The organism is Pseudonocardia adelaidensis (assembly GCF_039543345.1).
Classification (GTDB): Bacteria; Actinomycetota; Actinomycetes; order Mycobacteriales; family Pseudonocardiaceae; genus Pseudonocardia; species Pseudonocardia adelaidensis.
Genome location: NZ_BAABJO010000056.1, coordinates 1 through 24466 on the forward strand (window position 1 = coordinate 1; position 24466 = coordinate 24466).

A 24466-nucleotide genomic window follows, 5' to 3' on the forward strand; every position below is an offset into this window, starting at 1 on the left:
ATGGGAAGCCACCGTGGGCGTGAGCCGGGTGCATCGACGCGGCACCTGACAGAACACCGCCCGCGCCTGATGGGTTGCAGCGCAGAGCCGGCGGCCCGAACAACCCCGGGAATCGGTCGTCTCCGGACGATCCACACCGAGGGCGCGACCGCCCTGCCGGGCTGCGCGCCACATTTCACCGACGCAAGCCGCGGGTGTGCCAGAGCCGACGATCAGAAGCCCTCCTCCGCAGGAGCGGAACATCCCGCAGCTGTCGGCCGATCGGTGGGGAGGGTGGTGCGTTCGGCGTCGGGGTGGTGGTCATGCCGCGTCGACGGCGGGCCGGCAGACGCGGCAGGGTCGATACCCGGCGGCGGCGGCGTCGGCGAGCGTGCGGAACCCGTGCCGGTGCGAAGGCGTGATCCGGCGCGCCTGGTGGCAGGTGGGGAAGCACACGACACCGGTGGTGTCGCTGCCCAGATAGTGCATGCCCTGTCTGGCGTAGGCGAGGACGTCGTCGAGGTTGGCGTCCTCGCCGCGCAGCAACTTCTCCTTGTGCGCGGGGCCGAACAGGTACTCGCCCAGCCGGCCGTCGGCGCGCACCACCCGATGACACGGCACCAGCAGCGGCACTGGGTTGCGGGCTAGCACGCTTCCGACCGCATGGGCCGCGCGTGGTCGCCCGGCCTCCCGTGCCACCCAGCCGTAGGGCCGGGTTTCCCCGGCGGGGATGCCGCGGGTCGCAGCGAGCACGTCGCGCTCGAAGTCCGAAAGAGCGCTCAGGTCCAGCAGCAGCCCTGTCCCGCGGCGTCCACGCAGCGCCGGGAGCAGCCCGGCCGGGGCGCGGTCGGCCGTGCGCAGTGGTCGGGCGAAGCGGCGCCGGTAGGCCTCGGCGAACGCGGCAGGGTCACCGTCGACCGACTCGGCGGTGCGCACGAACTGGACCCCGGTACCGGTGAACGCGACGTACAGCTCGCCGAGCGGGCTCGGCGTGGCCACCCAGCGGGTGAACACCTTGGCGCTCAGCCCAGCTGGCGCCGGGCAGGAGAGTCCACGCAGCGCACTGAGCACCGGATCGATCCCATTGATCATCATCGAACCGTCCTCCCAGACGTCGCCGCCTGCGGCGGCTCGATCATGAGTGAGCCCGGTGGGCCATCCGCATCATCCGCCAGGAGCGCCCGCAGCTTCTTCAGCCCGCGCGAGATGTGCGACTTGGCGGTGCCTTCAGGGCAGCCGAGGACCTCGGCGACCTCGCCGGTCTGCAGGTCCTCAACATGGCGCAGCACCACCGCAGTCCGCTGCGTTTCCGGCAGCCGAGCGAGCAACTCACCCCACGCGCGCTGCGCGTGGTCGGCCTCCACCTGCTCCTCGACGCTCGGCCCGGCCGCGACCCCGTCAACCGGTTCGGAGACGAGGGCTGGGCCGGGACGCCGGCCGGCGTCGCGGACGGCGTTCCGCGCCGTGTTGCGCAGGATCGTCAACAGCCACGGCCGTAGCCGCAGCACCCGGATACGCGCCGCGTCAAACCTGCGCAGCGCACGGTAGGCCCGCAGGAACGCATCTGCGGCCACGTCCTCGGCGTCCTCTCGCCGTCGAGTAAGCCGCAGTGCTACCGAGTACACAACCCTCTCGTGCACCCGCACGACGTCGGCGAACCCGGCATCGAGGTCGACGACCAGCGCATCGCGGAGACGATCCTCGACCTCAGCGGCCGCATCGATGCGCGCCGACTCGCCACTCAGCCTCTCGGGCATGCCCTCTGCAACACCTCCCGACCCTCCACAACACCGCCCGGCGCGCGCCGGTTGCAGGCCGGCGCACAACCTCGTGGCAACGTGCTCGGCCGCGAGAGCAGCCCCCCGGCCGGTATTCGATCCGCAGAGCCTGAACACCCCTGCGAGTAGTAGCCCTGCCTGGCCGGTAACGTGCTGGTGGTGAGCGCCGCAGGTTGGCGGGCAGACACACGGGGCATCGCCATGCGCGCGCGGATCGCCCGAGCGGCCGTACCGCCCGAGTCCGGCGCACTGAGGGAACGGCTGGATGCTCTCGCATCCGAAGCAGCCACTGCCATGACCGAACTGCGCGAGCTCGCCCGCGGCATCCACCCCCCGGCCCTCGCCCAAGGTGGACTGCTCCCCGCCCTCAACGCGCTCGCCCGCCGATCGCGCGTCCCCGTCCGGATCAAGGCGCCCGCCGGCCGACGGCTGCCGGAACCGGTCGAGGTCGCCGCCTACTACGTCGTTGCAGAGGCGTTGACGAACGCCACCAAGCATGCCGAGGCCTCGATCGTGACCGTGGAGGTCGAGATCGACACCACGCCGGCCGACGCCGTCCTGCGAGTCCAGGTTCGCGACGACGGCCGAGGCGGCGCACACTTCACCGGCGGATCCGGCCTCCTCGGCCTCAAGGACCGCGTCGACACGCTCGGCGGCCGGCTCGCCCTGCACTCCCGCCCTGGCACCGGCACTGCCGTTCTGGCCGAGTTCCCCCTCCAACACACGGCTTAGGCGCATAGCCGAGCAGGGCTCACCTCATCGTCGTGCGCCACCTCCGACGTCGCGAACCAGTGACTCGATCGCCGCGGCGGACAGCGCCGGCTTCCACACGAACCCGATGGCCGGGCTCGCCTCGATCGGATCGGTGAGGTCCTCCTCGGCGTTCACGGAAATCAGGATCAGGTGACCGCCGTCGAGGTTCTGGCGGTCCGCCAGGTGCCGCGCCGGCTCGAAGCCGTCGGTCGTGCCGAGATCGACGTCGAGGAGCGTTACGTCAGGACGCAGCTCGGCGGCGCGGACGGTTGCGTCGGCGCCCGTCGTGGCCACGCCCACGATCTGCAGACCCTCCTGTTCGAGCAGTGTCCGCGCGGTGTGGAGGAATTCCAGGCTGTCATCGACGAGCAAACACCGCAGGGTCACGATCATCAGGCTAGGGCCGCCGCGATGCCCCCACCACGCAGCTAGCCGCTGTCCGAGCGGGCAGACCTCGTAGTCGACGCCTCCCCTACCCTGTCCGCCCTGCGACGACCGCCTACCGGCTAGCAGGGCTTCCAGCGGACGGCTCTCCGGGCCCGCCGTTGGCTGCTGGCCGGGCAGACAGGGCCTCGTGGCCCCGCGATTGTGGGAGTCGTAAATCATCGCCCGGCCCGAGCCGTGGAGTCCACACGACCTCCTCATCGACCCGGACATCGGCGGCACTGGTCAAGAGGAGTCTCATGACTTTCCGTTGTCGCTTCCGACCCACTCGTCCGCATCCCGACACATCGCGCACTCGCGCCGCCGACGACGCCCCCGCTCCCCGATGTGGTGTGCTGATCGGGAGCCGCTACCGGCTCGCGAAACGAGTGGGCCGTGGGGCGACTGCGGACGTGTGGCGTGCCCACGACGAGCTGCTGGACCGCGACGTCGCGATCAAGCTGTTCCGGGACCACAACCCGATCGACGTCGAGGCGCGGCTCACCGCGCTGGTACGGGATCCCAACGTCGTCGCCGTGCACGACCTGGTGCCGCACCGCGGTTCGGCCCGCCTGGTGATGGACTACCACCCCGGCGTGAGCCTCGCTGAGCTGCTGCGGGGCCGGCGCCGACTGCCACCGCCCGTCGTGGCCGCACTCGGCCTGCAACTATCCGCCGCACTGGAGGCGGTCCGCGAGGCCGGCGTCGTGCACTGCGACGTGAAGCCGGCGAACCTGATGATCACGGATAACGGTAGGCCGGACCCTGCGGGCGGCGTGAGCTTGTTGAGGTCCGTCTGGATCTGGCACCGGTGCGAGGTGCTCGGCACCGACCCGGTCATGGAGCCCGAGTGCTGCGACTGCGGCGGCCTGGTCACGGTGACCGCCAGGACCATGCCCAGCAGGGTGGACAACCAGTTGTCCGGCGTCGTCGGACGGTCCGAGGCCGTCGCTCCCGAGGGCAGGGCGGCGTGATGGCCAACACCACCGGGCCCCGCGCGCCACAAGGGGTCAAGACCGAGCTGGTGGAGATGCACGGGAAGGTCTTCCGCAAGGTGTACGTCGGGCCGATCACAAGCCACGGCTTGGTCGAGCACTACTGGATCTACATCGGAATGATCGAAGTCGGCACCGACCATGCCGCATGACCCGGGGATCTGCGACGAGCGCGCGGGTGCTGGGCGTGGCTGCCCACCTGGGCATGGTGGCGCAACAGCTGTCCGTGCAGGAACGTTGGGAGGAGCAGCTATGACCGTCTACACGGGCGACCACCAAGCGATCTTCAGGTCCGCCCGCGTGTACCGCCGCCTCCGCGAGGTCGACCGGCTGCTGACCGAGGCGCGAGAGCACGTCCTGGACGCCACCACGGCGCTGGAGGATCCCGCTGACGCCTGCCAGGCGGTCGAACTTCTCCGGCTCGCCGGGCAGAAGCGGGCGGCCGCGCATGAGGAAGCCCGGGCAGGGCTGCGGGCGATGACGAGCGCGGCACCGCTGGCAGAGACTGCGTCCGACGAGACTGTGTACGACGAGTGATGCTGCTTCCCGACCACCGCCTCCCTGGCGGGCGATCCATTCGTTTCCCGAAGCTGAGCCTGCTCTGCTCCCCCATCGTCGGGCCTCTCCGCAAGGCAGCACAGCGCGACCGGTGAGCAACCTTGATCACGCCCACGTTTCGGCGCGCAGACGACGTTGTCCGTGTCCCGAGGACGTTCGCCACATCGACGCGCGCCAGACCCAGCTGCAACATGATTCGGTCGCAGGACCCGACCGACAACAACCCCGCCTCAGCTCATTGCCAAGACGATCTCGGAACGACCTGCGGCGGCACCGACGGAATTGTTCCGTCGATTCGCCCTACCTTCGTCAGGCACCCAATCCGGCGCCACCGGACACCACGATCAGCAGCGCTCCTCGTGACCCGGCCGTAGCCAACGTATCCATCAGATGCCCCATCGCTGCTGCCACAACTCTGCTGTCGCGGCTGGCATGGTCGTTTCGACTCTGTCGACTCAACTGCCGTGCGGCCATCATGATCGCTGACACGACGGGCGTCGTGGTCCTGCCGGACGTGACGTCCGCCCTCCAGAGCGGATGGTTGTGCTCGCCTACCGCCTTGCGCGCGATCAGATGGGGCGGCAACATTGGACTATACGGTTCGAGTATTGAGCGTCGAGCGGCGCTCGGTCAAGGCGACGACCCGGATGACACGGCCTTGCTCGGCGCACCTCGAAGGCTGACCCCCGACTGCTGTGCCCACAGAGGAGGCAGCTCGCACGTCCCGCCGACGCCGCGCCAGGGCTGTGAGGCTTCATCCAGCCCGCCTGGGCGCCCACCGGCAAAAAAAATGGCTCGTGACAGGCAGCCCGCCGCGCTACTTCGTCGTCGACGCCGAGCGGATGGAGGTCGAGCTCGAGAACCCTCACCTCCTCGTGACCCGGGCCCAGATGACCCCAGCGAGGCGCTGATCACCCACATGGCCATCCTCACCGGTGGTGAGGTGCTTCGGACCAGGTCGGGCTGAAGCTGGAGAACGCCGACCTGTCGCTGCCGGCCGGCACCCGCAAGGCCGTCGTCGCGACGGACGAAACCACCATCGCCGACGGCGCGTGACACCGACTACGACACCGACTACGACCCGCCTCGAAGAGACAGTCCGCAACACCGACGCCGCTGTGAAGGAGGGCATCGCCGCCGACACCGAGAGCGACGTCACGTGGGGACGATGCGTTCACCCACCCGGGGTGAGGGTCAACCACGGATCAGCTGCCCGAGCACGTCAGGACCGCCGCATCCCCTCCTGATCGTGGCGACTGTCGACTGGGTAGCAGGCAGGCCCTCGGGTCGATCCGACTGGACTATCTGGTACGACTATAAGGATGTCCGGCCGTGAGAGCGATGCGGGCCTCAGCGACGCGTTCGTGCGCGCCCGCTGGTCACGCCGCGCTGGTCGGAACGGGATCGAGGTGGGGCCGCACGGCGGGGGCGACGCGTCTGCCAAGGGGCTGGGTTGCCGCGATCGACAGCGGCGGACGTCTGCAGGAGCGGCCGGGAGTCAGGATCGGTCGCCAATCGAGAGGAGCGGGCATGAGCCCGGAGAGTGACCGAGTCGTCGCGACCGCGCGAGCGACGCTGCTGGCCACGAGTCGACTCGAGACCGAGGTCCGGGCCGGGGAGTTCGTGGGCCGGGCCGACGACCCGCGTGCCGGCACGCGAGGTGCGGGGCCGACCCCGACCGAGTACCTGATGATGGCGCTCGCCTCGTGCACGGCCATCACCCTGCGCGGCTATGCGGATCGCAAGTACGACTACGCCGGCGACATCACCGTGGACGTCGCCTACCACGAGCCGAGGGTGGTCGGGGGATCCCGCTATCTGCAGCGCACTGTCCGGTTGTCCGAGGAGATCCCCGAGGAGGACTTCCAGACGATGATCAACATCGTGGAAAGATCCCCGGTCACCCTGTTGCTCCAGTTCGCGTGGAGTGTCCGGACCGACATCACCAACGGACCGGGTGAGCTCGCCGCCTCGGCGACGAGGGCGTAGTGACACAGGTGCCGTTGCCGGCCGCACGGGCACGAGGGCGGACCTCGGGCCCGACCGCGGTTCCGCCCGTCCAGGTCCGATGCCGGTCGACGACTCGGCCTCGACCGGGACGACGCGGAAGCTGCGTCCGCGGAGGGGCCTGCGGTGCGCACGACGGCCGACGTGCTCGGCCTCGACCCTGCTCGCACCCTGCGGACGTACCACAGAACCACGAACACGAGAAGGGCAACCACGGTGGGTGAGCAGCCGGGATCCACGCCGAGTTCACCGGCTACCGGTCTTCCATTGAAGCTGTCCTCAGCCACCATCACAGCTGACGGCAGTCGGTACCTCGACCTCGAGCCGGATCACCTCTTGCAGCTGAAACTCTCGATCAGTGCACGCGTGCTGGGCGGTTTCGACATCCTGCTCGCCACAACCGACAAGTCGAGAGAAAGCGCCGCCGATTCATCTGAGAACATCCCGGGAACAGAACGTCTCGAGCTGCACATCAATTCCATCTTGTTGAGTTCGCTTCCGCGCCTCATTCACCTCTCCGGCCGGAGCCTCGCCGCGCACCACGACGACGCTGCCCCGCGGTCGTACACCCTGACGTTGATCTTCTCGGCCGGAAGCGATACCGCGATGTTTTGGAGCACGACGTTCGATGTTCCGCGCTCACCACTGGTCGACTCGAGGTGGCACCTGACCGTGCCGTTCAGTCACTCGTTGACACCGGCAGGCCCTCCTCACACCCCATGAGCGGTCCGAGCCCGCTGCGAGCCGCGATCTTCCAGGCCCTGGCGGCGCAGGTGTTCTGCATCGAGCGGCTGACCCGCCGGCGCCGGGCTCGCTCACACGCGATCCCCGCCTACAGCGACGCTGAAGCTCCTGGCCCTCGAACGCGAGCGCAGCAACAACGTTGTGCGCTGAACCCGCGATGTCGCCTTCGCCGAGAACCTCTCCCAGGTCCGCACCGGCAGCGCCTTACAGATCATGGCCTCGCCGAGGAACCTCGCGATGAGCGTGCGGTGAGGACGTGGTCGTTCACCAACAGGCCTACCTCAGTCGACTGGACTAGCACGTCCAGGCTAGAGTAGCGTGACGCCGATCCGCAGGCCTCCGCTGGCCACCAGGGGGTTGGAGGCATCAGCGCACCTGGGGGTCCTGGCGGAGCACCTGGTGCAGCGACCCTGCCTCCGGTACCGTACTTCTCCGGTCTGGCCAGGCGCCTCTGCTCCGCAGAAATAATGGACCAAATCGTCCATAAATCCCCGCGGCGTATGACGGGCGGGTATGAGTACTGGGAGGTGCCGGATGAAGGCGATCGTGGTGACGGATCAGGCCGCGGGAACGGCCGGGATGACGCTCGTGGAGCGACCTGAGCCCGAGGCGGCGGGGAACGACGTCCTGGTCGAGGTACATGCGTCGGGATTCACCCCGGGTGAGCTCACGTGGCCCTCGAACTGGGCCGATCGCCTCGGCCGTGACCGGACGCCTTCGATTCCCGGGCACGAGCTGGCCGGCGTGGTCAGTGCCCTCGGCTACGGCACGACGGGCCTGTCGGTGGGACAGCGGGTGTTCGGCCTCACGGACTGGACCCGCGACGGCACCCTGGCGGAGTACGCGGCCGTCGAGGCGCGCAACCTCGCGCCGCTGCCGGGCGACGTCGACTTCACGGTGGGCGCCAGCCTGCCGATCTCGGGGCTGACCGCATGGCAGGGGCTGTTCGACCACGGCCGCCTCCGGGCGGGGCAGAGCATCCTTGTGCACGGCGCGGCCGGGGGAGTCGGATCGATGGTGACGCAACTCGCGCGCGAGGCCGGTGCCTACATCATCGGCACCGGACGCGCTGCTGATCGGCAGACCGCGCTCGACTTCGGCGCGCAGGAGTTCGTCGACCTCCGGACCGACTCACTGGAAGACGTCGGTGGAGTCGACCTGGTGTTCGACGTCATCGGCGGAGACATCCAGAAGCGGTCCGCAGAGCTGGTTAGAGCCGGAGGAACACTGGTGACCATCGCCGGCCCGCCCGAGGCACGACCCGCCGACGGCCTGGCCATCGACTTCGTCGTCGAGTCCGACCGTGCTCAGCTGGGTGAGATCGTCCGGCGGGTGCGGGACGGACGACTGCGGACGAACATCGGCAACATCGCGACCCTCGACGACGCCGTCGCCGCCTTCAACTCGACCGAGCGGGTCAAGGGAAAGACGATCATCCGCGTTCGTCCGTGACAACTCCGGGACGCGATCACCGGGCGGCAGATCGGCACAACGAGCCGGGCGCTCCCCCGAGCAGGCACGCAACGTAGACCCAACGCGCCGTACAGGCGAGGATTGAAACATCGAGGCATTCACATGAAAGCGATCGTGGTGACGGACCCGGCCGCCGGAACGGCTGGGATGAAGCTGGCGGAGCGGCCCGATCCGGATGCGGCGAGGCTCGCCAGCCTCTCGGGCGCGAGCTACGGCGATGTCATCGTCGAAGTTCATGCGTCGGGGTTCACCGGTAATGAGCTGGAGTGGCCATCTACCTGGACCGACCGCCTCGGCCGCGACCGAACACCGTCGATCCCCGGACACGAGCTCGCTGGCGTGGTCAGCGCCCTCGGATATGGCACAACCGGCCTGTCGGTGGGACAACGGGTCTTCGGCCTCACTGACTGGACCCGCGACGGCACCCTCGCGGAGTACGTGGTTGTCGAGGCGCGCAACCTCGCGCCGCTTCCGGGCGACGTCGACTTCACGGTGGGCGCGGGCATCGCGATGACGGGCCTGACCGCGTGGCAAGGGCTGTTCGAGCACGGCCGCCTCCGAGCGGGGCAGAGCGTCCTCGTACACGGTGCGGCAGGCGCAGTCGGTTCGATGGTGACGCAGCTCGCCCGGGAGGCCGGCGCCTACGTCATCGGCACCGGACGCGCTGCCCACCGCCAGACGGCACTCGACTTCGGCGCGCACAGGTTCATCGACCTCGAGAACGATGCCCTGGAAGACATCGGCGGGGTCGACCTGGTTTTCGACGTCCTCGGCGGCGACATCCAGAAGCGGTCCGCGCGCCTGGTTCGAGCCGGGGGAACGCTGGTGACCGTCACCGGGCCGCCGGAGGCGCGGCCCGCCGACGGCTTGGCGGTCGACTTCGTCGTCGTGTCCGTTCCCGACCAACTGGGTGAGATCGCCCAGCGGGTCCGGGACGGACGACTGCGGACGAACATCGGCAACATCGCGACCCTCGACGATGCCGTCGCCGCCCTCAACCCGAGCGAGCGGGTCATGGGTAAGACGATCATCCACGTTCGCCCCTGAAGGACTCGGCGCGAGGAGAACACGACCGAGCAACCCCGGCGGGCGAACGAACCACCAACGAAGGGAAACTCAAACTCCCATGTCCGGCCCGACCGCACCGAGCCGCTACGACTTCGAGTACCCCGACGAGGCGGAACACCCAGGCGGGAAAAGCACCCTCAGCCAGGACCAGACCGTTCTCATAGACGAACTACTCGACAATCCCCACGCGTCCGCGTCCGCGGCCGACTTCGAAGTCGTCAACGACCAGAAAGCCGGCATCTACGAAGCCACCGTTGGCGATCGCGAGATCGCCGGCCTGTCATACAACGTCGCCGACGACGACCGGCTCGTGTTGCTGGCCATTTCAGTATTCCCCGAGTTCCGCAAGAAGGGCATCGCCACCGAGCTGATCCGACAGGTCCTCGACGATGTACGCGCGCAAGGCAAGACGGTCACCGTCATGTGCCCGATCGTGCGCACCTTCATCGAGAACAACCCCGAGTACGCCGGCCTCGTCGATTCCAAGCACCCAGGAGTGACGAAGGGGCCACGCCGGTCCTGACCATCCATTGGCTTCCGCGGCAGAAAGTGTCACCGTGACGATCAGTATCGAGGCCGAGGCGGCCGCCCGAGAAGAGAACAACGCGACGCTCATCGCTGCTCTGGACGGGAAGAACCTCGGCGACGTGGAGTCGAGCTGGGTGCTCGATGTCATCAACGACGCGGAGCGCGGCCGCTGGATCGCCACCGTCGGCGCCGACGCGATCGCAGAGCTCTCGTACCGGTTCGTAGGCGGGCGGGTTGTACTGCTGACGACCTGGGTCGACCCCGCCGCCCGCCACAACCGGGTGGCCACGGAGCTCATCGCTCGCGTACTGGACGAGGTTCGCGAGAGCGGAAAGAAGATCACGGTCATCTGCCCGGTCGTGGGTGAATTCATCGCCCGCCACGCGGAATACCTCGACCTGATCGACAAGGTTCATCCCGGCTCCGGCGCCTACCCCCGGCACGAACCCGGGGGTGGCAACCACGACGAGGACCTGGCCGCGCTCGAGCGCGACCTGACATAGCCTTCCAGAGTTCACTCGTCATCGAATGTGAAGGACAGTCTGAAACACGCGGTTCGTGACGACACAGCGCGACGACGAACCGGCGTCACGAACTTCCACGATGCCGCCCTTCGTCGTGCACGCCATCGACGACCGCGAACCACACGCAGAAGGAGCAAAAAAATCAACGGCACCGCGCAGTCGACTGAAGACCTGGCGATCCTCGAGCAGCTCAACCTCGACTACATCCGCTCCGACCAGTCGAACGATGTCGAGCGTTTCAAGGAGTTCCTCGCGGAGGACTTCATCATCCAGATCGAGGGCGCCACCCTCAATCGTGACGAATACCTCGAGTACATCGCCGAGCCGCGCCCCTTCAAGGATCTCGCTGTGCACGACGTCAACATCCGCATCCTCAGCGACGTTGCTCTGATCCACGCTCGCGTCACACTGACCACACTCGCCGATGGAGTGCCGAAAGAAGCCCTGTACACGGATGCGTACCAGAAGCGTGAGGGAGCCTGGGTGTGTGTTGCAGCCTGCGCGCCCGATCCCATCGCGATCGCCTAACCGCCCAAGCCTCCAGACTCCGGGCGATCCAGCGCCGGCGAAAGGCACTGCTCGATGCACAACGTGGCACCAGTGACCAACGTGGCCGGCCGGGACAGAACACTCCGGCTGGCTTTCGCGTCCGCGGTCGTCTCACTGGTGGCGGCTTTTGCCGCAGTGGGCTCGACGATCCCGCTGTTCAACATCTACCGAGCCGAGGACGGGTTCACCAACGCCGGCATCTCGATGACCGTCGTCGCCTACTCCGCCGCCACCCTCACCGCGCTGGTGGTGCTGGGGAGGCTCTCCAATCATCTGGGCCGACGGCCCACGTCGATCGCCAGCCTCGTCCTGCTCCTGCTCGGCTGCGTGCTGCTGCTGAACGTGCACGACATCGGCATCCTGATCGCCGGTCGGCTCCTGATGGGCCTGGGCGCCGGGCTGGGAAGCAGCAGCATCACCACGTACATCGTCGATGCGGCGCCGGCCAGGCCGGCCTGGCTGGCGTCCGTCGCGTCCAGCCAGACAGTCATGCTCGGCTTGGCCGTCGGCGCCATCGCCTCCGGCACGCTGGTCCAGTTCGGTCCCTGGCCGCGCCAACTCATCTTCCTGATCGTCATCGCCCTCCTCCTGGCGTCGGTGGCGCTGATCGTCGTCAGCCCGGAGACCGCGACCCCGATGCCCTGCGCGTGGCGATCACTGCGGCCCCGGGTCTGCGTGCCGGTCCGGGTCAGGAGTCTGCTCCCGGTCGCGGCCGCGGTGTTCTTGGCGACCTGGGCGGCGGGTGCCTTCTACCAAGCGTTCGTGCCCGCGCTGGTCGAGGAGCAGCTTCATACCCGAAGCCCGCTCGTCGTCGGCCTGGTGTTCGCCGCCTACATGGCCCCCAGCGTTCTGGGCGCTCCCCTCGGCGGCCGGTTCGCACCAGCCGCAGCGCAACGCCTCGGCATGACCGCCTTCCTCGCCGGAATGATCGGCATCGTCACTGCGATCCTCACCGGCACACTGGCGTTGTTCATCGCCGCGACCATGGTCGCCGGCGCCGGTCAAGGCATCGCCATCAGCGCCGCCACCCGCGGCCTGTTGCACGGCAGCACTCTGGCCGACCGGGCATCGATCTTCAGCGCCATCTATCTCCTCAGCTACAGCGGCGCGACGATCCCCGCCCTCATCGCCGGCCACCTCTCCAACACCTTCTCGCTACCGCAGATCGCCCTCGGATACGGCGCACTCGCCCTCATCGCAACCCTGTTGACCGTCATCGCCGCACACAACCCGCGTACCGATGCGACCGGGAGTACTCCGCCCGGTGAATGATCATGACGAACCTCGCCGTCATCCAGGCCTCGCTCGGCCCTGGGCAACGCGTACCTGGCGGCGTACGAGACGTTCTGGGAGACCCACCTGATCGTCGGTGGCGGCGACGTGCATTCTGCTGGCCGCCGTCGGCGTCGTAGGTCGCGTCGGTGAGCGTGGTCGGTCAGGTGCGCTGCCGCGTCAGGGCGGCGTACGTGGCGCTGGTCGTGAGACCAAACACGAAGTGGGCGGACAGGTCGTCGGCGAGGGTCCGCACGTCGTACTTCCAGATCGGCTCGTAGACGCCGGTCAGCGCGAGGGTGACGTAGCCCGACAGCCAGACGACGGGTCCGAGCGCGACCGCCCGGATGACGGGATGCCGGGCCGGCCGGCCGGCCAGCACGCTGTACTGGACTGCCCAGCCGATGCCGGTGGCCCAGTGCACGACGTTCGTCGTGGTCCGGGCCCAGCCTTCAGGGGGTTGCCGCCCTGTGACGATGCGCTCGACGTTCTGCCCGAACTGCCCGGGGGCCGATGCGTCGGCCCAGCTCAGCACGTCGCCCCCGAACTCCCACCGCAGAAGTGGATCTTTGCCGCCGCCGCGCCGGTAGCGGCTGAACCACACGAGGTCCATCGCGGCGGTGCCGACTGCGCCCGCGATCATGCCGCGGATGGCGCGAGAGCCGATGCCGGAGCCGCGTCGCTTGCTCATGGGAAGAGGCCCCCTGGGGACGTTGGTTTCACCAGATCGATCAGCTCGACGCCCCGGCCGCAGACACTGCAGCTGATCCGCGTCGCGTCCCTCGCCCGGACTCGTTCGACCGATGCCGAGACGCCTTTCGTCATCTCGACTGCGGTATGAGAAGTCACCAGTGGATGGGACGGGCGTTGGTTCACCAGGAACTGCGCGCCGTCGTTGCCGCCGTGACCCGACGCCTGCCAGGACTGCAACTCGCCGGCAACCTCGACCAACCGTCGATCCGCTCCGACATGTCGCTGCACGGTGTCCGGGCGGAGTGGTGCGCTGGTGACGGCACGAAGACGCGCGCCATGCGACCGCCGAGGCCGGTCCGGTGAAACGCGGCGTTCTCCGACCGACCTCTCCTCGGCAACCACGAGACCGCCCCGCCCTTTCATCCAGCGGCGGGATGATGAAGCTCCCATGTATAGCCCCACAAGTACGACGTCGCATACGAACGGTACGGTCGCCACAGCGCACTGCGTTGCTCCACCGCCTTCGGCGTGATCCTCTTGCCCAGTCCGTCGAGTTCGGTCACCGCCGCACGCACGCCGAGGTCGCTCGCCGGGAAGATGTCCGACCTGTGCAGGTACCGCATCATGAACATCTGCGCTGACGATGGGCCTATTCCCGGCACGGCCACGAGTTCGGTTTGAATCTCGGCGTCCAACATCGCCGCGAGTTTGTCCTGTTCCAGTAAGCCGTCGTCGGCGAGTTCGGCAAGTCCGCGGATCGCCCTGGCCTTCGGGTGGGACAAGCCGACGCGGCGCATGGTCTGCTCATCGGTCGCGATGACGCGTTCGGCCGTGATGGAGCCGCCCAGTTGTGCGACAAGCCGGTTGTAGATCGCGGTGGCTGCCGCCCTGCTGAGCTGGCGCGAAGCTATGGCGAAGGAGAACCATTCGACCGGACTGCGGACCTTCACGGGGAGGTGCATCTCGTAGGCATCAATCGGCCCTGTCGACCGCACCCACGGTGCAAGTGAGTCGTCGAGCGAGCCCAAGTACTCCGATGCGGCGCGCTGTTCCTCGGTCGCGTGCTTCCCCATGCGAGTCGTGGTCACCCCACAAGCGTCGCAAAAGCGGCCTAGACAGTCCATATGCAAATTGTGTCGAGACAGGACGCGCGCGCGACCGGTGCGCCGCGGTAATGACCTCGACTCACCGCTGCAGCGGCCCCACCGCGGCCGTCGGCATGACTGGATGGCGGAGGCAGAATCTATCCAGCAGCCGACCCGGTACCCTGGACGATGTCCCCGTTGAGCCCATCCGGGTAGAAGCCGCCGGAGGAACCCGCTTGGGGATCAAGGTAGACGATGTTGAGGATCTCCATCACATTCCTGCCGAATGCACGGCCGTACTCATCGGTGGGAACCAGGTTGGCCACCTCCTTCGTGCCCAGATCCTGATCATCATCAGCAGGCCCGCTCACCGCGTTGCGAACCGCAGAAATCTTGTGCACGACGTCGAACACCGAGTCATCCACGAGCCCCTCACTGAACAGCGTGGCCCGTACCACGCCGGCGTGGTAGGCCTCGGTAGCCAGTAGACCGGCCGCCGCGTCCAGGTAAGTCTTGTTGGAGATGAACGGCGCCGCCCCCTTGAAAGCAGTGACTCCGACATCTTCGAAGAGGAACGCCGCAAAGAGGAAGTTGCGCTCGTTCGCATACGCGTCGAAGACCTCCCCGGGCTTGATCAATCCAGCCGCGGTCGCCGCGGCGGTAAAGCTGCGGTCAAGGGAGATGCGTGGACGCGCAGCGGCTGCGGCACCGAGTGCGTTGCGGAGGAACGCAACATGGGCTCGCTCGTCCATGGCGATCTCGCGGGCGATGTTCTTGATCAGCGGACTGCGGAAGTCGACCTGGCGGCCGCCGGATACCCCGCCCGGGTTCCCCGTCCCGCCCACCATGTCGTCGGGCAGGCCCTCACCCGTCGCGCCGCGCAGGTAGAACTCGGCTTCGAGGTACTCCAGGTTGAGGGCGAAGTTCAGGATCGAACCGTCACTCGGCCCGTCTTCTCCGGTCATGGTCGTCGGTGCGCCGGTGGCGGCTTCGGCGACCATACCGGTGAGCTTGGCGCGATCTTCGGCGGTTTCCGCGCTGCGGTTGATTGCGTCGTCGATGAAGCGGTTCCCAGACATCCTGACTCCTGTGCTGTTCGATGATGGCGGTCGCCGCTATCGGCGAACCGCCGTGATCTCGCGTGTTTCGACCGGCTCGCCGAGCGGGAAGCTGGGCCGTCGAGATGCGTGCCGTCGTCCCGTGAGGACCACCACTAGTTGCGGCCTGCCATGACCCCACCGTCGACGTTGAGGATGGCGCCTGTGATCCAGCTCGAGGCCGGCGACAGGAGGAAGGTGATCGCGGAGGCCAAGTCCTGGGCGGTGCCGACCCGGCCGAGCGGGTGCAGGCCGGCCATCTGCTGCAGCGTGGCTTCCCGCTGATCCGCGGGAAGCCAGTCGAAATGGGGCGTGTCGGTGACGGCGGGAGCCACCGCGTTCACCCGGATGCCCTCGCCGGCGAGTTCGATGGCGAGGTTGTGTGTGAGCGCGTGCAGGCCCGCCTTGGCCATCGAGAACGCCGACGACGGTGTCGCGGCGAGGGCTTGGTGCGCCCACATGGCGCCGACGTTCACGATCGCGCCGCCCTGACCGCCGGCGATCATGCCTCGGACGACGGTCTGGGTCAGGAAGAAGGTCGCCCGATTGAGGTCGTGATAGGAGTCGTAGTCGGCGAGCTGGTGGTCGACGAAGGTCGCGAGCCGGACGAGCCCGGCCGAGTTGACGAGGAGGGTGGTGTCGGAGTGGTTCTCCGCCAGTTGCTTCTGCGCCTCGACGACCTGGTCCCAGTCCGTCAGGTCGGCCGCGATCGACCACGCGCTGCCGGAGCCCGACAGGCTTGCCACAGCGTCATCCAGTTTGCGACCTGGGCGGCCGACGATCACCGCACTGCCGCCCACAGCGATCACGTCCTCGGCGGTCTTGAAGCCGATGCCGCTGGTGCCGCCGATCACGGCGATCTTCTTGCCTTCGAAGTCCGTGGCCACGCGGGTCACTCTCCATTCAGGTATGAACACTTTCGATTTCGTGCATGCCGGTGGCCGGGGCCGGCCGGCCGCAGGATCACCGGTGCAAGGGCGGCCACCGCGTCGTCGAGCAGGCTCAGCAGCTTCGCGGTGCACTGGCTCGGCTCGAGCGTGGACGTCTGGGTCACCGCCCCCGCGAGGGCGGCCACACCGGCAACCCGGCACGCGCCCGACCGCTGCCGATCAGACTGGACCTCCGGTACCGCCTCGACATCGTCAGCGAGGCCGGCTCCGCGTCCTTGATCGCGTCGGGCTGCGGGTCACTGGACGCCACCAGGAGTTCGCCGAGTCCGCCCTCATCAATCACGCCGTCCATCGGGTCTCCTGCTGCGCGCGTCGGGACCGGCCAGACCCTGGTTGGACGGACCTGGCCCGGGCGTCGTCCGTCGGGCCGGGACTCGACTCCTCGGCACACCCGGGTTGGACCGGCCGTGGGAACTATGTGGGACTGGAAGTGGACTGTCAAGTACTACTTTCAGGGTTGGTCGGACTAGCATGAAACCGTGACCAGCGTCGGAGCCCAGTCTCCCGTACGGCGCCTGACTGCGCGTGGAGCGGTGACTCGGGACCGCATCGTCCGAGCCGCCGCGGATCTCATGCATGCCGCAGGCGTTGCCGGCACCACCATGGACCAGGTGGTCGACGCGTCGCGCACGAGCAAGTCGCAGCTCTACCACTACTTCGCCGACAAGGACGCGCTGGTCGCCGCGGTCATCAAGTTGCAGGTCGCGCGGGTGCTGGAGTTCCAGGAGCCCTACCTCGAGCGGCTGGCGTCGGTCGCTGATCTGCGACGGTGGCGCGACGCTGTCGTGTGGTTCGTCGAGGATGCTCGGGGCGCCAACGGGTGCGCTGTCGGTTCGCTGTCGAGTGAGCTCGCGGACCGGTCGGAGCCGGCCAGGATTCTGATCCAGGCCGCGTTCCGGACGTGGGAGTCCTATCTCGCGGCCGGACTGAGGCGGATGCAGGATCGGGGCGAGCTTGACGACGGGGCCGACCCGGGCGAGCTGGCCATTGGCCTGATGGCCGCTTACCAGGGCGGTTACCTGCTCTCCCAGGCGGCCCGCAGCTCGCGTCCGATGGCGATGGCGCTGGACCTCGCGCTCGACAGCATCGAAGCTCGGCGGCTGGGCGGCGATCGCGCCGGGGCGGCAGCTGACCCCGTTCAGGCTCGGACTGCCGTGACGTAGTCGGACTTGACAGTCCAGTAGTGCGGCCCCCATATTCGGTCCGTCCAGGCCACAGCCGGCCTTCTTGCCCGACGCGGGGGCCTGTCCTCCGAGCGTCGGCGACGATCGACAGGGATTATCAGATGGCGTTGACGAGGGGATTTACTGGTCGCAGCCGTGGCGCGCGCGACCCGTTGCTGCCTCCCGGCCAGTACGACGCGGGTGCGAACTGGCCGGTCCTACATGCCGAGCCCACGCCGAGCATCGACACTGCCAGGTGGAGCTTCGAGATCGACGGTCTGGTCGACAAGCCGGTTCGTTGGAGCTGGGATGAGATCCATGCGTTGCCGGCCTCCCGGTACGAGGGCGCCATCCACTGTGTGACCACGTGGTCGAAGTTCGGCATGCGGTTCGACGGCGTGTCCGTCGACACCCTCCTCGACGCCGCGGGGGTTGGTGAGGACGCAGCGTTCGCGTTGGCAAGATCCCACACCGGTTACACCACCAACCTCCGGCTCGAGGACCTCACCGGCGGCAAGGCCTGGGTCGTGTGGGACGTCAACGGTGCCCCGTTGAGCAGCATCCACGGCGGCCCGGCCCGGCTGCTCGTGCCGCACCTGTACTTCTGGAAGAGCGCGAAGTGGGTGTCGGGTCTGACCTTGCTCGCCGAGGACCAGCAGGGCTTCTGGGAGGTGCGCGGCTACCACGACAGAGGTGACCCGTGGCTCGAGCAGCGCTACCAGGGGGACTGATGACCACCAGCGTTTCTGGAGGGCCGCCCCACCCGGGACCGTGGCAGACCGCCACGGTGACCTGCATCCGCCAGGAGACCCCCACGGCGAAGACCTTCACCCTCACGCTGCCCCAACCGTGCTCGTTCTGGCCCGGCCAACACTTCGTCGTGCGCCTGACCGCACCCGACGGGTACCGGGCGCAGCGGTCGTACTCGATCGCCAGCGCACCGTCGAACTCGGCGGAGCTCGATCTCACCGTCGAGATCCTGCAGGGCGGTGAGGTGTCGGGCTTCCTCAACGAGGCCGTCGAGGTGGGAGACACCCTCGACGTGCGGGGACCCATCGGCGGCCACTTCGCCTGGAACCTCCAACCCGCACTCGGAGTGGGCGGCGGGTCCGGGGTCGTGCCCCTGATGTCGATGCTGCGCCACGCCCGCAAGCTCGACCAGCCAGACCTGTTCCGCGTCGTCGTCTCGGTGCGCAGACCCGAGGACCTGTACTACTCCGCCGAGATCCAGGGACCTGACACCTCGATCGTCTTCACGCGCGCCGTCCCCGACGGGCATGTTCGGCCACCCGGTCGTCTCATGACACGGGACCTCGCTACAGCCCTGGACGGAGACCGTGATGTTTACGTCTGCGGGTCCACTGCCTTCTGCGATGCCGCCACCCGACTGGTCGCGGCCGCTGGTGTGCCCACCGAACGGATCAGGGTCGAGCGGTTCGGATTCTCGGGATGATCGGCCGGGTGTTCCGGCACGACACGGTATGCCGATCCGCCCGCCGGGCCGGCGCGGTGGCAGGAGGATGACATGGGTGATGACAGCGACGGCGTGGAGGGGGTCGACATCGACAACGGCCTGCTCGAGGATGACGAGACCCTCGAAGGGCGCGGGGTCGATGTGCTCGACGAGGGCTACACGGTGCCCGAAAGACCGTGGGAACGCGAGCACTACGGCGTCACGGCTCGGGAAGCACACGAACACGAGAACCTCGACGGCCGCCTGGCCCGCGAACTGCCCGACATCAGCGACACCGACGACGGGGACGGACTCGGCGACACCACCGGCACCGACGGCGAGCTGTACGACGACGAAGTCGGCGCCACCCGCTCCGGACGCCTCGTCGACGTCGAGGCCGCCGGCGAGTGGGACGACTTCGCCTACCTGAACGCCGTCGACGTCGGGAGGGATGGCGGGGCCGCCAGCGCCGAAGAAGCAGCCGTTCACATCGTGCGCGATCCCGACGATGCCTGAGCACCACCGACACGCCGCGCCGACCGCGGCCAGCGGGCTCTCGCCCGCGGGGTCCGGCCGCGCGGAGGAAGGAACCCGATGATGACCGAGCCGCTGCGAGCAGTCCTCGCCGGAGGCTGCTTCTGGGGGATGCAGGACCTCATCCGCTCCCGCCCCGGTGTCTTGTCCACCCGCGTGGGCTACACCGGCGGCGACACCCCCAACGCCACCTACCGCAACCACGGCTCACACGCCGAGGCCATCGAGATCATCTACGACCCGGCCGCCACCACCTACCGCGACCTGCTGGAGTTCTTCTTCCAGATCCACGACCCCAGCACGACGAACCGGCAGGGCAACGACGTGGGCACGTCCTACCGATCAGCGATCTTCTACCTCGACGACGAACAGCGCCGGATCGCCGAGGACACGATCGCCGATGTCGACGCCTCCGGCCTGTGGCCGGGCAAGGTCGTCACCGAGGTCACGCCGGCCGGCCCGTTCTGGGAGGCCGAGCCCGAACACCAGGACTACCTGCTGCGCTACCCCCACGGCTACACCTGCCACTTCCCACGCCCGGGGTGGGTGCTGCCGCGGCGCGGTGACGTCGCGTCGCGGCCGTCGTCCCAGCTGACCTGACGATCGCCACCATGGACGGATCGGCAACGGGGAGAGTCCCACGCTGCAGCGGATCCGCGAGGAGATCATCGCCGACCCGGCCAACCGGGACGCCACCGCCGCCGGCCTGCAGCCGATCTACACCGCGCACCCGGCCGCCCGGATCGTCCTCATCGGGCAGGCCCCGGGGATACGCGCGCAGCGCAGCGGGATCCCCTGGAACGACCCGAGCGGCGTGACGCTGCGGCGCTGGCTCGACGTCACCGACGACCAGTTCTACGACCCGACACTGTTCGCGATCCTGCCGATGGACTTCTACTACCCGGGCAAGGCCGCCCACGGTGACCTGCCGCCGCGCCCCGACGTCGCACCACGCTGGCATCCACGACTCCTCGCCGAGCTCCCGCACGTCCGGCTCACCGTGCTGATCGGCCGCCACGCCCAGAAGCACCACCTGCCCGAGTCCGCCGGAGCGAACCTCACCGACACAGTCCGGGCGTTCCGCGACCACCTCCCCGACCGCATGCCCCTCGTCCACCCCTCACCACTGAACTTCCGCTGGCAGACCCGCAACCCGTGGTTCGCCGAAGAGGCCATCCCGGCGCTGCGCGCCCGCGTGCACGCGGTCCTCCAGCCGGACATCGATCCGGCCGACCGGGAAGCCGGAGTCTGAGAGGACCAGATCCCCCATGGCCGCGCACGTGTCGGTCAAGGGCCAGGTCGGCGGCGCAGGCCTGCCCGACACGGCGCCCTCGCCGCGTTCGGTCACCCCAGCGGCCGCATCCGCTCCGAGACGTTGGGCGTGCTCGCCGCGATCACCCCTGACGCAACTGGCGGGCGGCGCGTCTCGCCAATCCCCCCCGCGGTCGCATCGATCCCTCGAGCCGCTCACTGAAGGTGAGGGTGCTCGTGTGCTGTGCGCGGTCGGCGGGCGGCCTGGTTCTCGACATGTGAGGGCGTGACGTTGGAAGCCCTTCCTCGCAGCGAGCGGCAGGCCCATGCCCGAGCTGCCGGAGGTGGAGTCGGCCAGGACCGTCATCGAGCGGGCGGCGCTGGGCCGCTGCATTGCCACGGTCGACGACAGCGGCTCCTACGTCTGCCGACCGCACCCGCCGGGCCAGATTCGCGACGCGCTCGTCGGGCGCCGCCTCGTCAGGGCATGCCGCCTCGGCGAGCCCTCTGCTGCACCACGTCCCCCGTGGACGGGTCGGCAGCCGAGCAGCACCACTCCGGATTCACCTGGGAATGTCCGGGAAGATCATCATCGCCGACGCCGACGACACCGAGATCGACGGCGACGACTACTGGGAGGGCTGCCGCACACCGGGCGACTGCCGGTGGTCCCCGCTTCTGCCTCACGTTCGACGACGGTTTACCGGTAACGACCATTGAAGCCGGAGCCGCCGCCGAGCTCGGTAAATCGGAGCCCAACGATTCTGCCGTCCTCGACGATCCAGCGCAGGTCGTAGCACGCCCGATAGCTCGGAGGCCAGAACGAGCAGAAGCGGCCGTCGTCGTCGAGATACCATTCGCCCTCGGTCGGCCGGCCCCGCTCGACGTAGATGGTGGCGCCGGCGGGTTCGAAGATCTGGGTGGCGCCGTCGTCGTACACGAGCCCGCCTGCGGTCAGCGCCGTAGGAATGTGCTCGGTTGCCACGGCGTCGCCGTCCGAGACCTGGATGTCGCTCAGCGAGCTGGCCATGAGGTCCTCCTCAGGATTGCGTCCCCCGCACCGACCGACCGCGCGTAGCGCCCGGACGACACGTGAGCCGTCTGTCGTGTGGTTGCCCAACGGGGAGACTGTTCAGCCGACGTGGGGGCGGGCCGCGGGCAGCTCTGCGTGGCCGCGACCGCCGACGTGGGCCTCCGCCCGGGACCGCTCCACCAGGTGCGGGTAGTGCAGCTCGAACGCCGGGCGCTCCGACCGGATCCGGGGCAGCTCGGTGAAGTTGTGCCGCGGCGGCGGGCAGGACGTGGCCCACTCCAGGGAGTTGCCGAAGCCCCACGGGTCGTCCACCGTGACCACCCGGCCGTAGCGGTAGCTCTTGAACACGTTCCAGATGAACGGCAGCGTGGACGCCCCCAGCACGAACGCCCCGATCGAGGAGATCGCGTTCAGCACCGTGAACCCGTCGGTCGGCAGGTAGTCGGCGTAGCGGCGCGGCATGCCCTCGTTGCCCAGCCAGTGCTGCACCAGGAACGTCGTGTGGAACCCGACGAACGTGAGCCAGAAGTGGACCTTGCCAAGGGTCTCGTCCAGCATCCGGCCGGTCATCTTCGGGAACCAGAAGTAGATGCCGGCGTAGGTGGCGAACACGATCGTGCCGAACAGCACGTAGTGGAAGTGCGCCACCACGAAGTACGTGTCCGAGACGTGGAAGTCCAGCGGCGGCGAGGCCAGCAGGATGCCGGTCAGGCCGCCGAGCAGGAACGTGGCCAAGAATCCGACGCTGAACAACATCGGAGTCTCGAAGGTCAGATGGCCCCTCCACATCGTCCCGATCCAGTTCACGAACTTGACGCCGGTGGGCACCGCGATCAAGAACGTGGTGAACGAGAAGAACGCCAGCAGGACCGCACCGGTGGCATAGAGATGATGCGCCCACACCGCGACGGAGAGCGCTCCGATCGCGATCGTCGCGTAGACCAGGCCCTTGTAGCCGAACACGGGCTTGCGGCTGAACACCGGGAGGACTTCCGAGACGATGCCGAAGAACGGGATCGCGATGATGTACACCTCGGGGTGGCCGAAGAACCAGAACAGGTGCTGCCAGAGGATCGCGCCGCCGTTCGCTGGGTCGAACGCATGCGCACCGAAGTGCCGGTCCGCGAGTATCCCGAACAGGCCGGCGGTGAGCACCGGGAAGGCGATCAGGATCAGGATCGCCGTCACGAGGATGTTCCAGGTGAAGATCGGCATCCGGAACATCGTCATGCCGGGGGCGCGCAGGCAGACGATCGTGGTGATGAAGTTGACGGCACCGAGGATCGTGCCGAGACCGGACACGATCAGACCGGCGACCCACAGATCGCCACCCGCTCCCGGGGAATACTGCGCCGAATGCAGTGGCGCGTAGGAGAACCAACCGAATTCTGCCGGCCCGCCGGGTGTGAGGAACCCGGACAGGACGACCAGGCTGCCGAACAGGAACAGCCAGTACGAGAAGGCGTTCAGCCGGGGGAAGGCGACGTCCGGAGCGCCGATCTGCAGCGGCACGATGTAGTTCGCGAACCCGAACAGGATCGGGGTCGCGTACATCAGCAGCATCGCCGTGCCGTGCATGGTGAACAGCTGGTTGTACTGCTCGGTGGACAGGAACTGCAGGCCTGGCACCGCCAGCTCGCCCCGGATCAGCAGCGCCATCACGCCGCCGACGAGGAAGAACCCGAACGACGTGACCAGGTACAGGATGGCGATGTCCTTGGGGTCGGTGGTCCGCAGCATCTTGAGGAACACCGAGCCCTTCGCCGAACGGCGGCTCACGTTCGGCTGGACCGCCGGGACTGGGGCGAGCTGTGTCATGACGCCTTCACAGGAGAGATGGTGCGGATTCGAGGGATGGCGGCCTCAACGACGCCGCGGGCCGGCGCCGTACGCGCGCTGGATCGTCAGATACGGACGAGAGGCGTGTCGACCAGATGCTCGGCCAGGAACCAGCAGTGCAGCTCTCCGGTTCGGATGACCTGTGAGACGAGCAGGTCGTTGGTTCCGTCGTCGCCCAGTTCCGCGCTCTTGGCAGCAGCCTTGTGGGCGTCGATCAAGATGCGTTCATGCGCGTCGAGCAACCGGGAGAGCATCGCCGGAACCTGCTCGACCCCGTCCGGCGGTCGTGGAATGCTGCTGAGCTCCGCCGCGTGGCGGGGATCGCCCACCGCCACGGCGCCCAGACTCTGGATGCGTTCCGCGATCGCGTCGATGAGAGCGAGCTGCTCGTCAGCGTGCTTGTCGAGCAGGAGGTGGAGCTGGTAGAAGGTCGCACCGCGGACATTCCAGTGGCTCTTCTTGTAGAGCGCGTACAGGATCTGGGTGTCCGCCAATGTCCGGTTCAGCACCTGACCCGCGTACATGCGCGCGTCATACGACAGTCCGACGGGGAACTGCTTCACCGTCCCGAACTTCTGGATCTCTCCTCCCGCGTGCTGATGCAGCCATGGCTGGCTCGACGGCGAGACGCGATCCGTTCCGTCCTGGGTTGCAGTCATCGATGGACCTCCTCCACGTTCATGGTTTCGTACGGAAATCTGCAGCCACCTGCGCACA

The 24466-nt window shown here is 68.1% G+C and carries 30 protein-coding genes and 1 pseudogene; 20 read left to right on the top strand and 11 right to left on the bottom strand.

What is annotated here, in order from left to right:
* Nucleotides 1-300: 300 nt before the first annotated feature.
* Nucleotides 301-1074 carry a methylated-DNA--[protein]-cysteine S-methyltransferase gene (locus ABEA81_RS40670; protein ID WP_345613150.1) on the bottom strand — a complete coding sequence of 258 codons (774 nt, stop codon included), beginning with the start codon at nucleotides 1072-1074 and terminating at the stop codon, nucleotides 301-303.
* Entirely contained in the window at nucleotides 1071-1736 is a 666-nt protein-coding gene (locus ABEA81_RS40675; protein ID WP_345613152.1) for an RNA polymerase sigma factor, read from the bottom strand. The genes ABEA81_RS40670 and ABEA81_RS40675 overlap by 4 nt, the downstream gene beginning before the upstream one ends.
* Before the next feature lie 222 nt (nucleotides 1737-1958).
* Between ABEA81_RS40675 and ABEA81_RS40680 the strand changes: the two genes are divergently transcribed.
* Nucleotides 1959-2489, top strand: a complete 531-nt coding sequence (locus ABEA81_RS40680) for a sensor histidine kinase (protein ID WP_345613154.1) — start codon at nucleotides 1959-1961, stop codon at nucleotides 2487-2489.
* Between the two features lie 24 nt (nucleotides 2490-2513).
* Here ABEA81_RS40680 and ABEA81_RS40685 read toward each other — a convergent pair whose 3' ends face one another.
* Entirely contained in the window at nucleotides 2514-2903 is a 390-nt protein-coding gene (locus ABEA81_RS40685; protein ID WP_345613156.1) for a response regulator, read from the bottom strand.
* Nucleotides 2904-3193: 290 nt separating this feature from the next.
* On the opposite strand from ABEA81_RS40685, the gene ABEA81_RS40690 reads away from it, so the two are divergent.
* The 12 genes and pseudogenes from ABEA81_RS40690 (at nucleotide 3194) to ABEA81_RS40740 (ending at nucleotide 12651) form a co-directional block, all read left to right on the top strand.
* Nucleotides 3194-3907, top strand: a complete 714-nt coding sequence (locus tag ABEA81_RS40690; RefSeq protein WP_345613158.1) for a serine/threonine-protein kinase — start codon at nucleotides 3194-3196, stop codon at nucleotides 3905-3907.
* The gene (locus tag ABEA81_RS40695; RefSeq protein WP_345613160.1) at nucleotides 3904-4080 is read left to right on the top strand and encodes a hypothetical protein; all 177 of its coding nucleotides are present in this window, start codon (nucleotides 3904-3906) and stop codon (nucleotides 4078-4080) included. The genes ABEA81_RS40690 and ABEA81_RS40695 overlap by 4 nt, the downstream gene beginning before the upstream one ends.
* A gap of 100 nt (nucleotides 4081-4180) precedes the next feature.
* Nucleotides 4181-4465 (top strand): hypothetical protein, encoded by a 285-nt coding sequence (locus ABEA81_RS40700; protein ID WP_345613162.1) that lies wholly within the window; start codon nucleotides 4181-4183, stop codon nucleotides 4463-4465.
* Between the two features lie 901 nt (nucleotides 4466-5366).
* Nucleotides 5367-5539 (top strand): annotated as a pseudogene (gene groEL / locus ABEA81_RS42930) (chaperonin GroEL); the annotation flags it as partial.
* 477 nt (nucleotides 5540-6016) lie between these two features.
* Nucleotides 6017-6475, top strand: a complete 459-nt coding sequence (locus ABEA81_RS40705; RefSeq protein ID WP_345613164.1) for an OsmC family protein — start codon at nucleotides 6017-6019, stop codon at nucleotides 6473-6475.
* A gap of 144 nt (nucleotides 6476-6619) precedes the next feature.
* Nucleotides 6620-7216 carry a hypothetical protein gene (locus ABEA81_RS40710; RefSeq protein WP_345613166.1) on the top strand — a complete coding sequence of 199 codons (597 nt, stop codon included), beginning with the start codon at nucleotides 6620-6622 and terminating at the stop codon, nucleotides 7214-7216.
* Between the two features lie 555 nt (nucleotides 7217-7771).
* Nucleotides 7772-8689, top strand: coding sequence for an NADP-dependent oxidoreductase (locus tag ABEA81_RS40715; RefSeq protein WP_345613168.1), 918 nt, complete (start codon nucleotides 7772-7774; stop codon nucleotides 8687-8689).
* A gap of 123 nt (nucleotides 8690-8812) precedes the next feature.
* On the top strand, nucleotides 8813-9757 hold the full coding sequence (locus tag ABEA81_RS40720; protein ID WP_345613170.1) for an NADP-dependent oxidoreductase: 945 nt from the start codon (nucleotides 8813-8815) through the stop codon (nucleotides 9755-9757).
* Between the two features lie 79 nt (nucleotides 9758-9836).
* Nucleotides 9837-10301 carry a GNAT family N-acetyltransferase gene (locus ABEA81_RS40725; RefSeq protein WP_345613172.1) on the top strand — a complete coding sequence of 155 codons (465 nt, stop codon included), beginning with the start codon at nucleotides 9837-9839 and terminating at the stop codon, nucleotides 10299-10301.
* A 7-nt stretch (nucleotides 10302-10308) separates the two neighbouring features.
* The gene (locus tag ABEA81_RS40730) at nucleotides 10309-10809 is read left to right on the top strand and encodes a GNAT family N-acetyltransferase (protein ID WP_345613173.1); all 501 of its coding nucleotides are present in this window, start codon (nucleotides 10309-10311) and stop codon (nucleotides 10807-10809) included.
* A gap of 27 nt (nucleotides 10810-10836) precedes the next feature.
* Complete coding sequence (locus ABEA81_RS40735) at nucleotides 10837-11358, top strand: nuclear transport factor 2 family protein (protein WP_345613175.1); 522 nt, start codon at nucleotides 10837-10839, stop codon at nucleotides 11356-11358.
* A 72-nt stretch (nucleotides 11359-11430) separates the two neighbouring features.
* Complete coding sequence (locus ABEA81_RS40740) at nucleotides 11431-12651, top strand: MFS transporter (RefSeq protein ID WP_345613176.1); 1221 nt, start codon at nucleotides 11431-11433, stop codon at nucleotides 12649-12651.
* 163 nt (nucleotides 12652-12814) lie between these two features.
* On the opposite strand, the gene ABEA81_RS40745 is transcribed toward ABEA81_RS40740, so the two are convergent.
* The 5 genes from ABEA81_RS40745 to ABEA81_RS40765 form a co-directional block, all read right to left on the bottom strand.
* Nucleotides 12815-13342 (bottom strand): hypothetical protein, encoded by a 528-nt coding sequence (locus ABEA81_RS40745; protein WP_345613178.1) that lies wholly within the window; start codon nucleotides 13340-13342, stop codon nucleotides 12815-12817.
* A gap of 421 nt (nucleotides 13343-13763) precedes the next feature.
* Nucleotides 13764-14432, bottom strand: a complete 669-nt coding sequence (locus ABEA81_RS40750) for a DNA-3-methyladenine glycosylase family protein (RefSeq protein ID WP_345613181.1) — start codon at nucleotides 14430-14432, stop codon at nucleotides 13764-13766.
* Nucleotides 14433-14587: 155 nt separating this feature from the next.
* A complete protein-coding gene (locus ABEA81_RS40755; RefSeq protein WP_345613183.1) occupies nucleotides 14588-15508 on the bottom strand; it encodes a ferritin-like domain-containing protein in 921 nt (306 codons plus the stop codon).
* Between the two features lie 134 nt (nucleotides 15509-15642).
* A complete protein-coding gene (locus ABEA81_RS40760; RefSeq protein WP_345613184.1) occupies nucleotides 15643-16413 on the bottom strand; it encodes an SDR family NAD(P)-dependent oxidoreductase in 771 nt (256 codons plus the stop codon).
* Between the two features lie 5 nt (nucleotides 16414-16418).
* Entirely contained in the window at nucleotides 16419-16601 is a 183-nt protein-coding gene (locus ABEA81_RS40765) for a hypothetical protein (protein ID WP_345613186.1), read from the bottom strand.
* A gap of 354 nt (nucleotides 16602-16955) precedes the next feature.
* On the opposite strand from ABEA81_RS40765, the gene ABEA81_RS40770 reads away from it, so the two are divergent.
* From ABEA81_RS40770 to ABEA81_RS40800, 7 genes are all read left to right on the top strand, one after another.
* Nucleotides 16956-17639: a TetR/AcrR family transcriptional regulator gene (locus tag ABEA81_RS40770; protein ID WP_345613188.1), complete on the top strand. Its 684-nt coding sequence runs from the start codon at nucleotides 16956-16958 to the stop codon at nucleotides 17637-17639.
* Nucleotides 17640-17761: 122 nt separating this feature from the next.
* Nucleotides 17762-18370: a sulfite oxidase-like oxidoreductase gene (locus ABEA81_RS40775; protein WP_345613190.1), complete on the top strand. Its 609-nt coding sequence runs from the start codon at nucleotides 17762-17764 to the stop codon at nucleotides 18368-18370.
* A complete protein-coding gene (locus tag ABEA81_RS40780) occupies nucleotides 18370-19092 on the top strand; it encodes an FAD-binding oxidoreductase (protein ID WP_345613191.1) in 723 nt (240 codons plus the stop codon). Before ABEA81_RS40775 ends, ABEA81_RS40780 begins: the two co-directional genes overlap by 1 nt.
* Nucleotides 19093-19164: 72 nt before the next feature.
* Nucleotides 19165-19608, top strand: coding sequence for a DUF5709 domain-containing protein (locus ABEA81_RS40785; RefSeq protein ID WP_345613192.1), 444 nt, complete (start codon nucleotides 19165-19167; stop codon nucleotides 19606-19608).
* Nucleotides 19609-19686: 78 nt separating this feature from the next.
* Nucleotides 19687-20226, top strand: coding sequence for a peptide-methionine (S)-S-oxide reductase MsrA (gene msrA, locus ABEA81_RS40790; RefSeq protein WP_345613194.1), 540 nt, complete (start codon nucleotides 19687-19689; stop codon nucleotides 20224-20226).
* Nucleotides 20227-20416: 190 nt separating this feature from the next.
* Nucleotides 20417-20878, top strand: coding sequence for a uracil-DNA glycosylase family protein (locus tag ABEA81_RS40795; protein WP_345613220.1), 462 nt, complete (start codon nucleotides 20417-20419; stop codon nucleotides 20876-20878).
* Nucleotides 20879-21203: 325 nt separating this feature from the next.
* Nucleotides 21204-21587 (top strand): DNA-formamidopyrimidine glycosylase family protein, encoded by a 384-nt coding sequence (locus tag ABEA81_RS40800; RefSeq protein WP_345613196.1) that lies wholly within the window; start codon nucleotides 21204-21206, stop codon nucleotides 21585-21587.
* Here the strand turns inward: ABEA81_RS40800 and ABEA81_RS40805 are convergent.
* The 3 genes from ABEA81_RS40805 to ABEA81_RS40815 all read right to left on the bottom strand — a co-directional run bounded on the left by ABEA81_RS40805 (nucleotide 21578) and on the right by ABEA81_RS40815 (nucleotide 24408).
* Nucleotides 21578-21907: a hypothetical protein gene (locus ABEA81_RS40805; protein ID WP_345613198.1), complete on the bottom strand. Its 330-nt coding sequence runs from the start codon at nucleotides 21905-21907 to the stop codon at nucleotides 21578-21580. The genes ABEA81_RS40800 and ABEA81_RS40805 overlap by 10 nt on opposite strands.
* A gap of 102 nt (nucleotides 21908-22009) precedes the next feature.
* Nucleotides 22010-23728, bottom strand: a complete 1719-nt coding sequence (ctaD, locus tag ABEA81_RS40810) for an aa3-type cytochrome oxidase subunit I (RefSeq protein ID WP_345613200.1) — start codon at nucleotides 23726-23728, stop codon at nucleotides 22010-22012.
* Between the two features lie 86 nt (nucleotides 23729-23814).
* Nucleotides 23815-24408 (bottom strand): Dps family protein, encoded by a 594-nt coding sequence (locus ABEA81_RS40815; protein ID WP_345613202.1) that lies wholly within the window; start codon nucleotides 24406-24408, stop codon nucleotides 23815-23817.
* Between the last annotated feature and the right edge of the window lie 58 nt (nucleotides 24409-24466).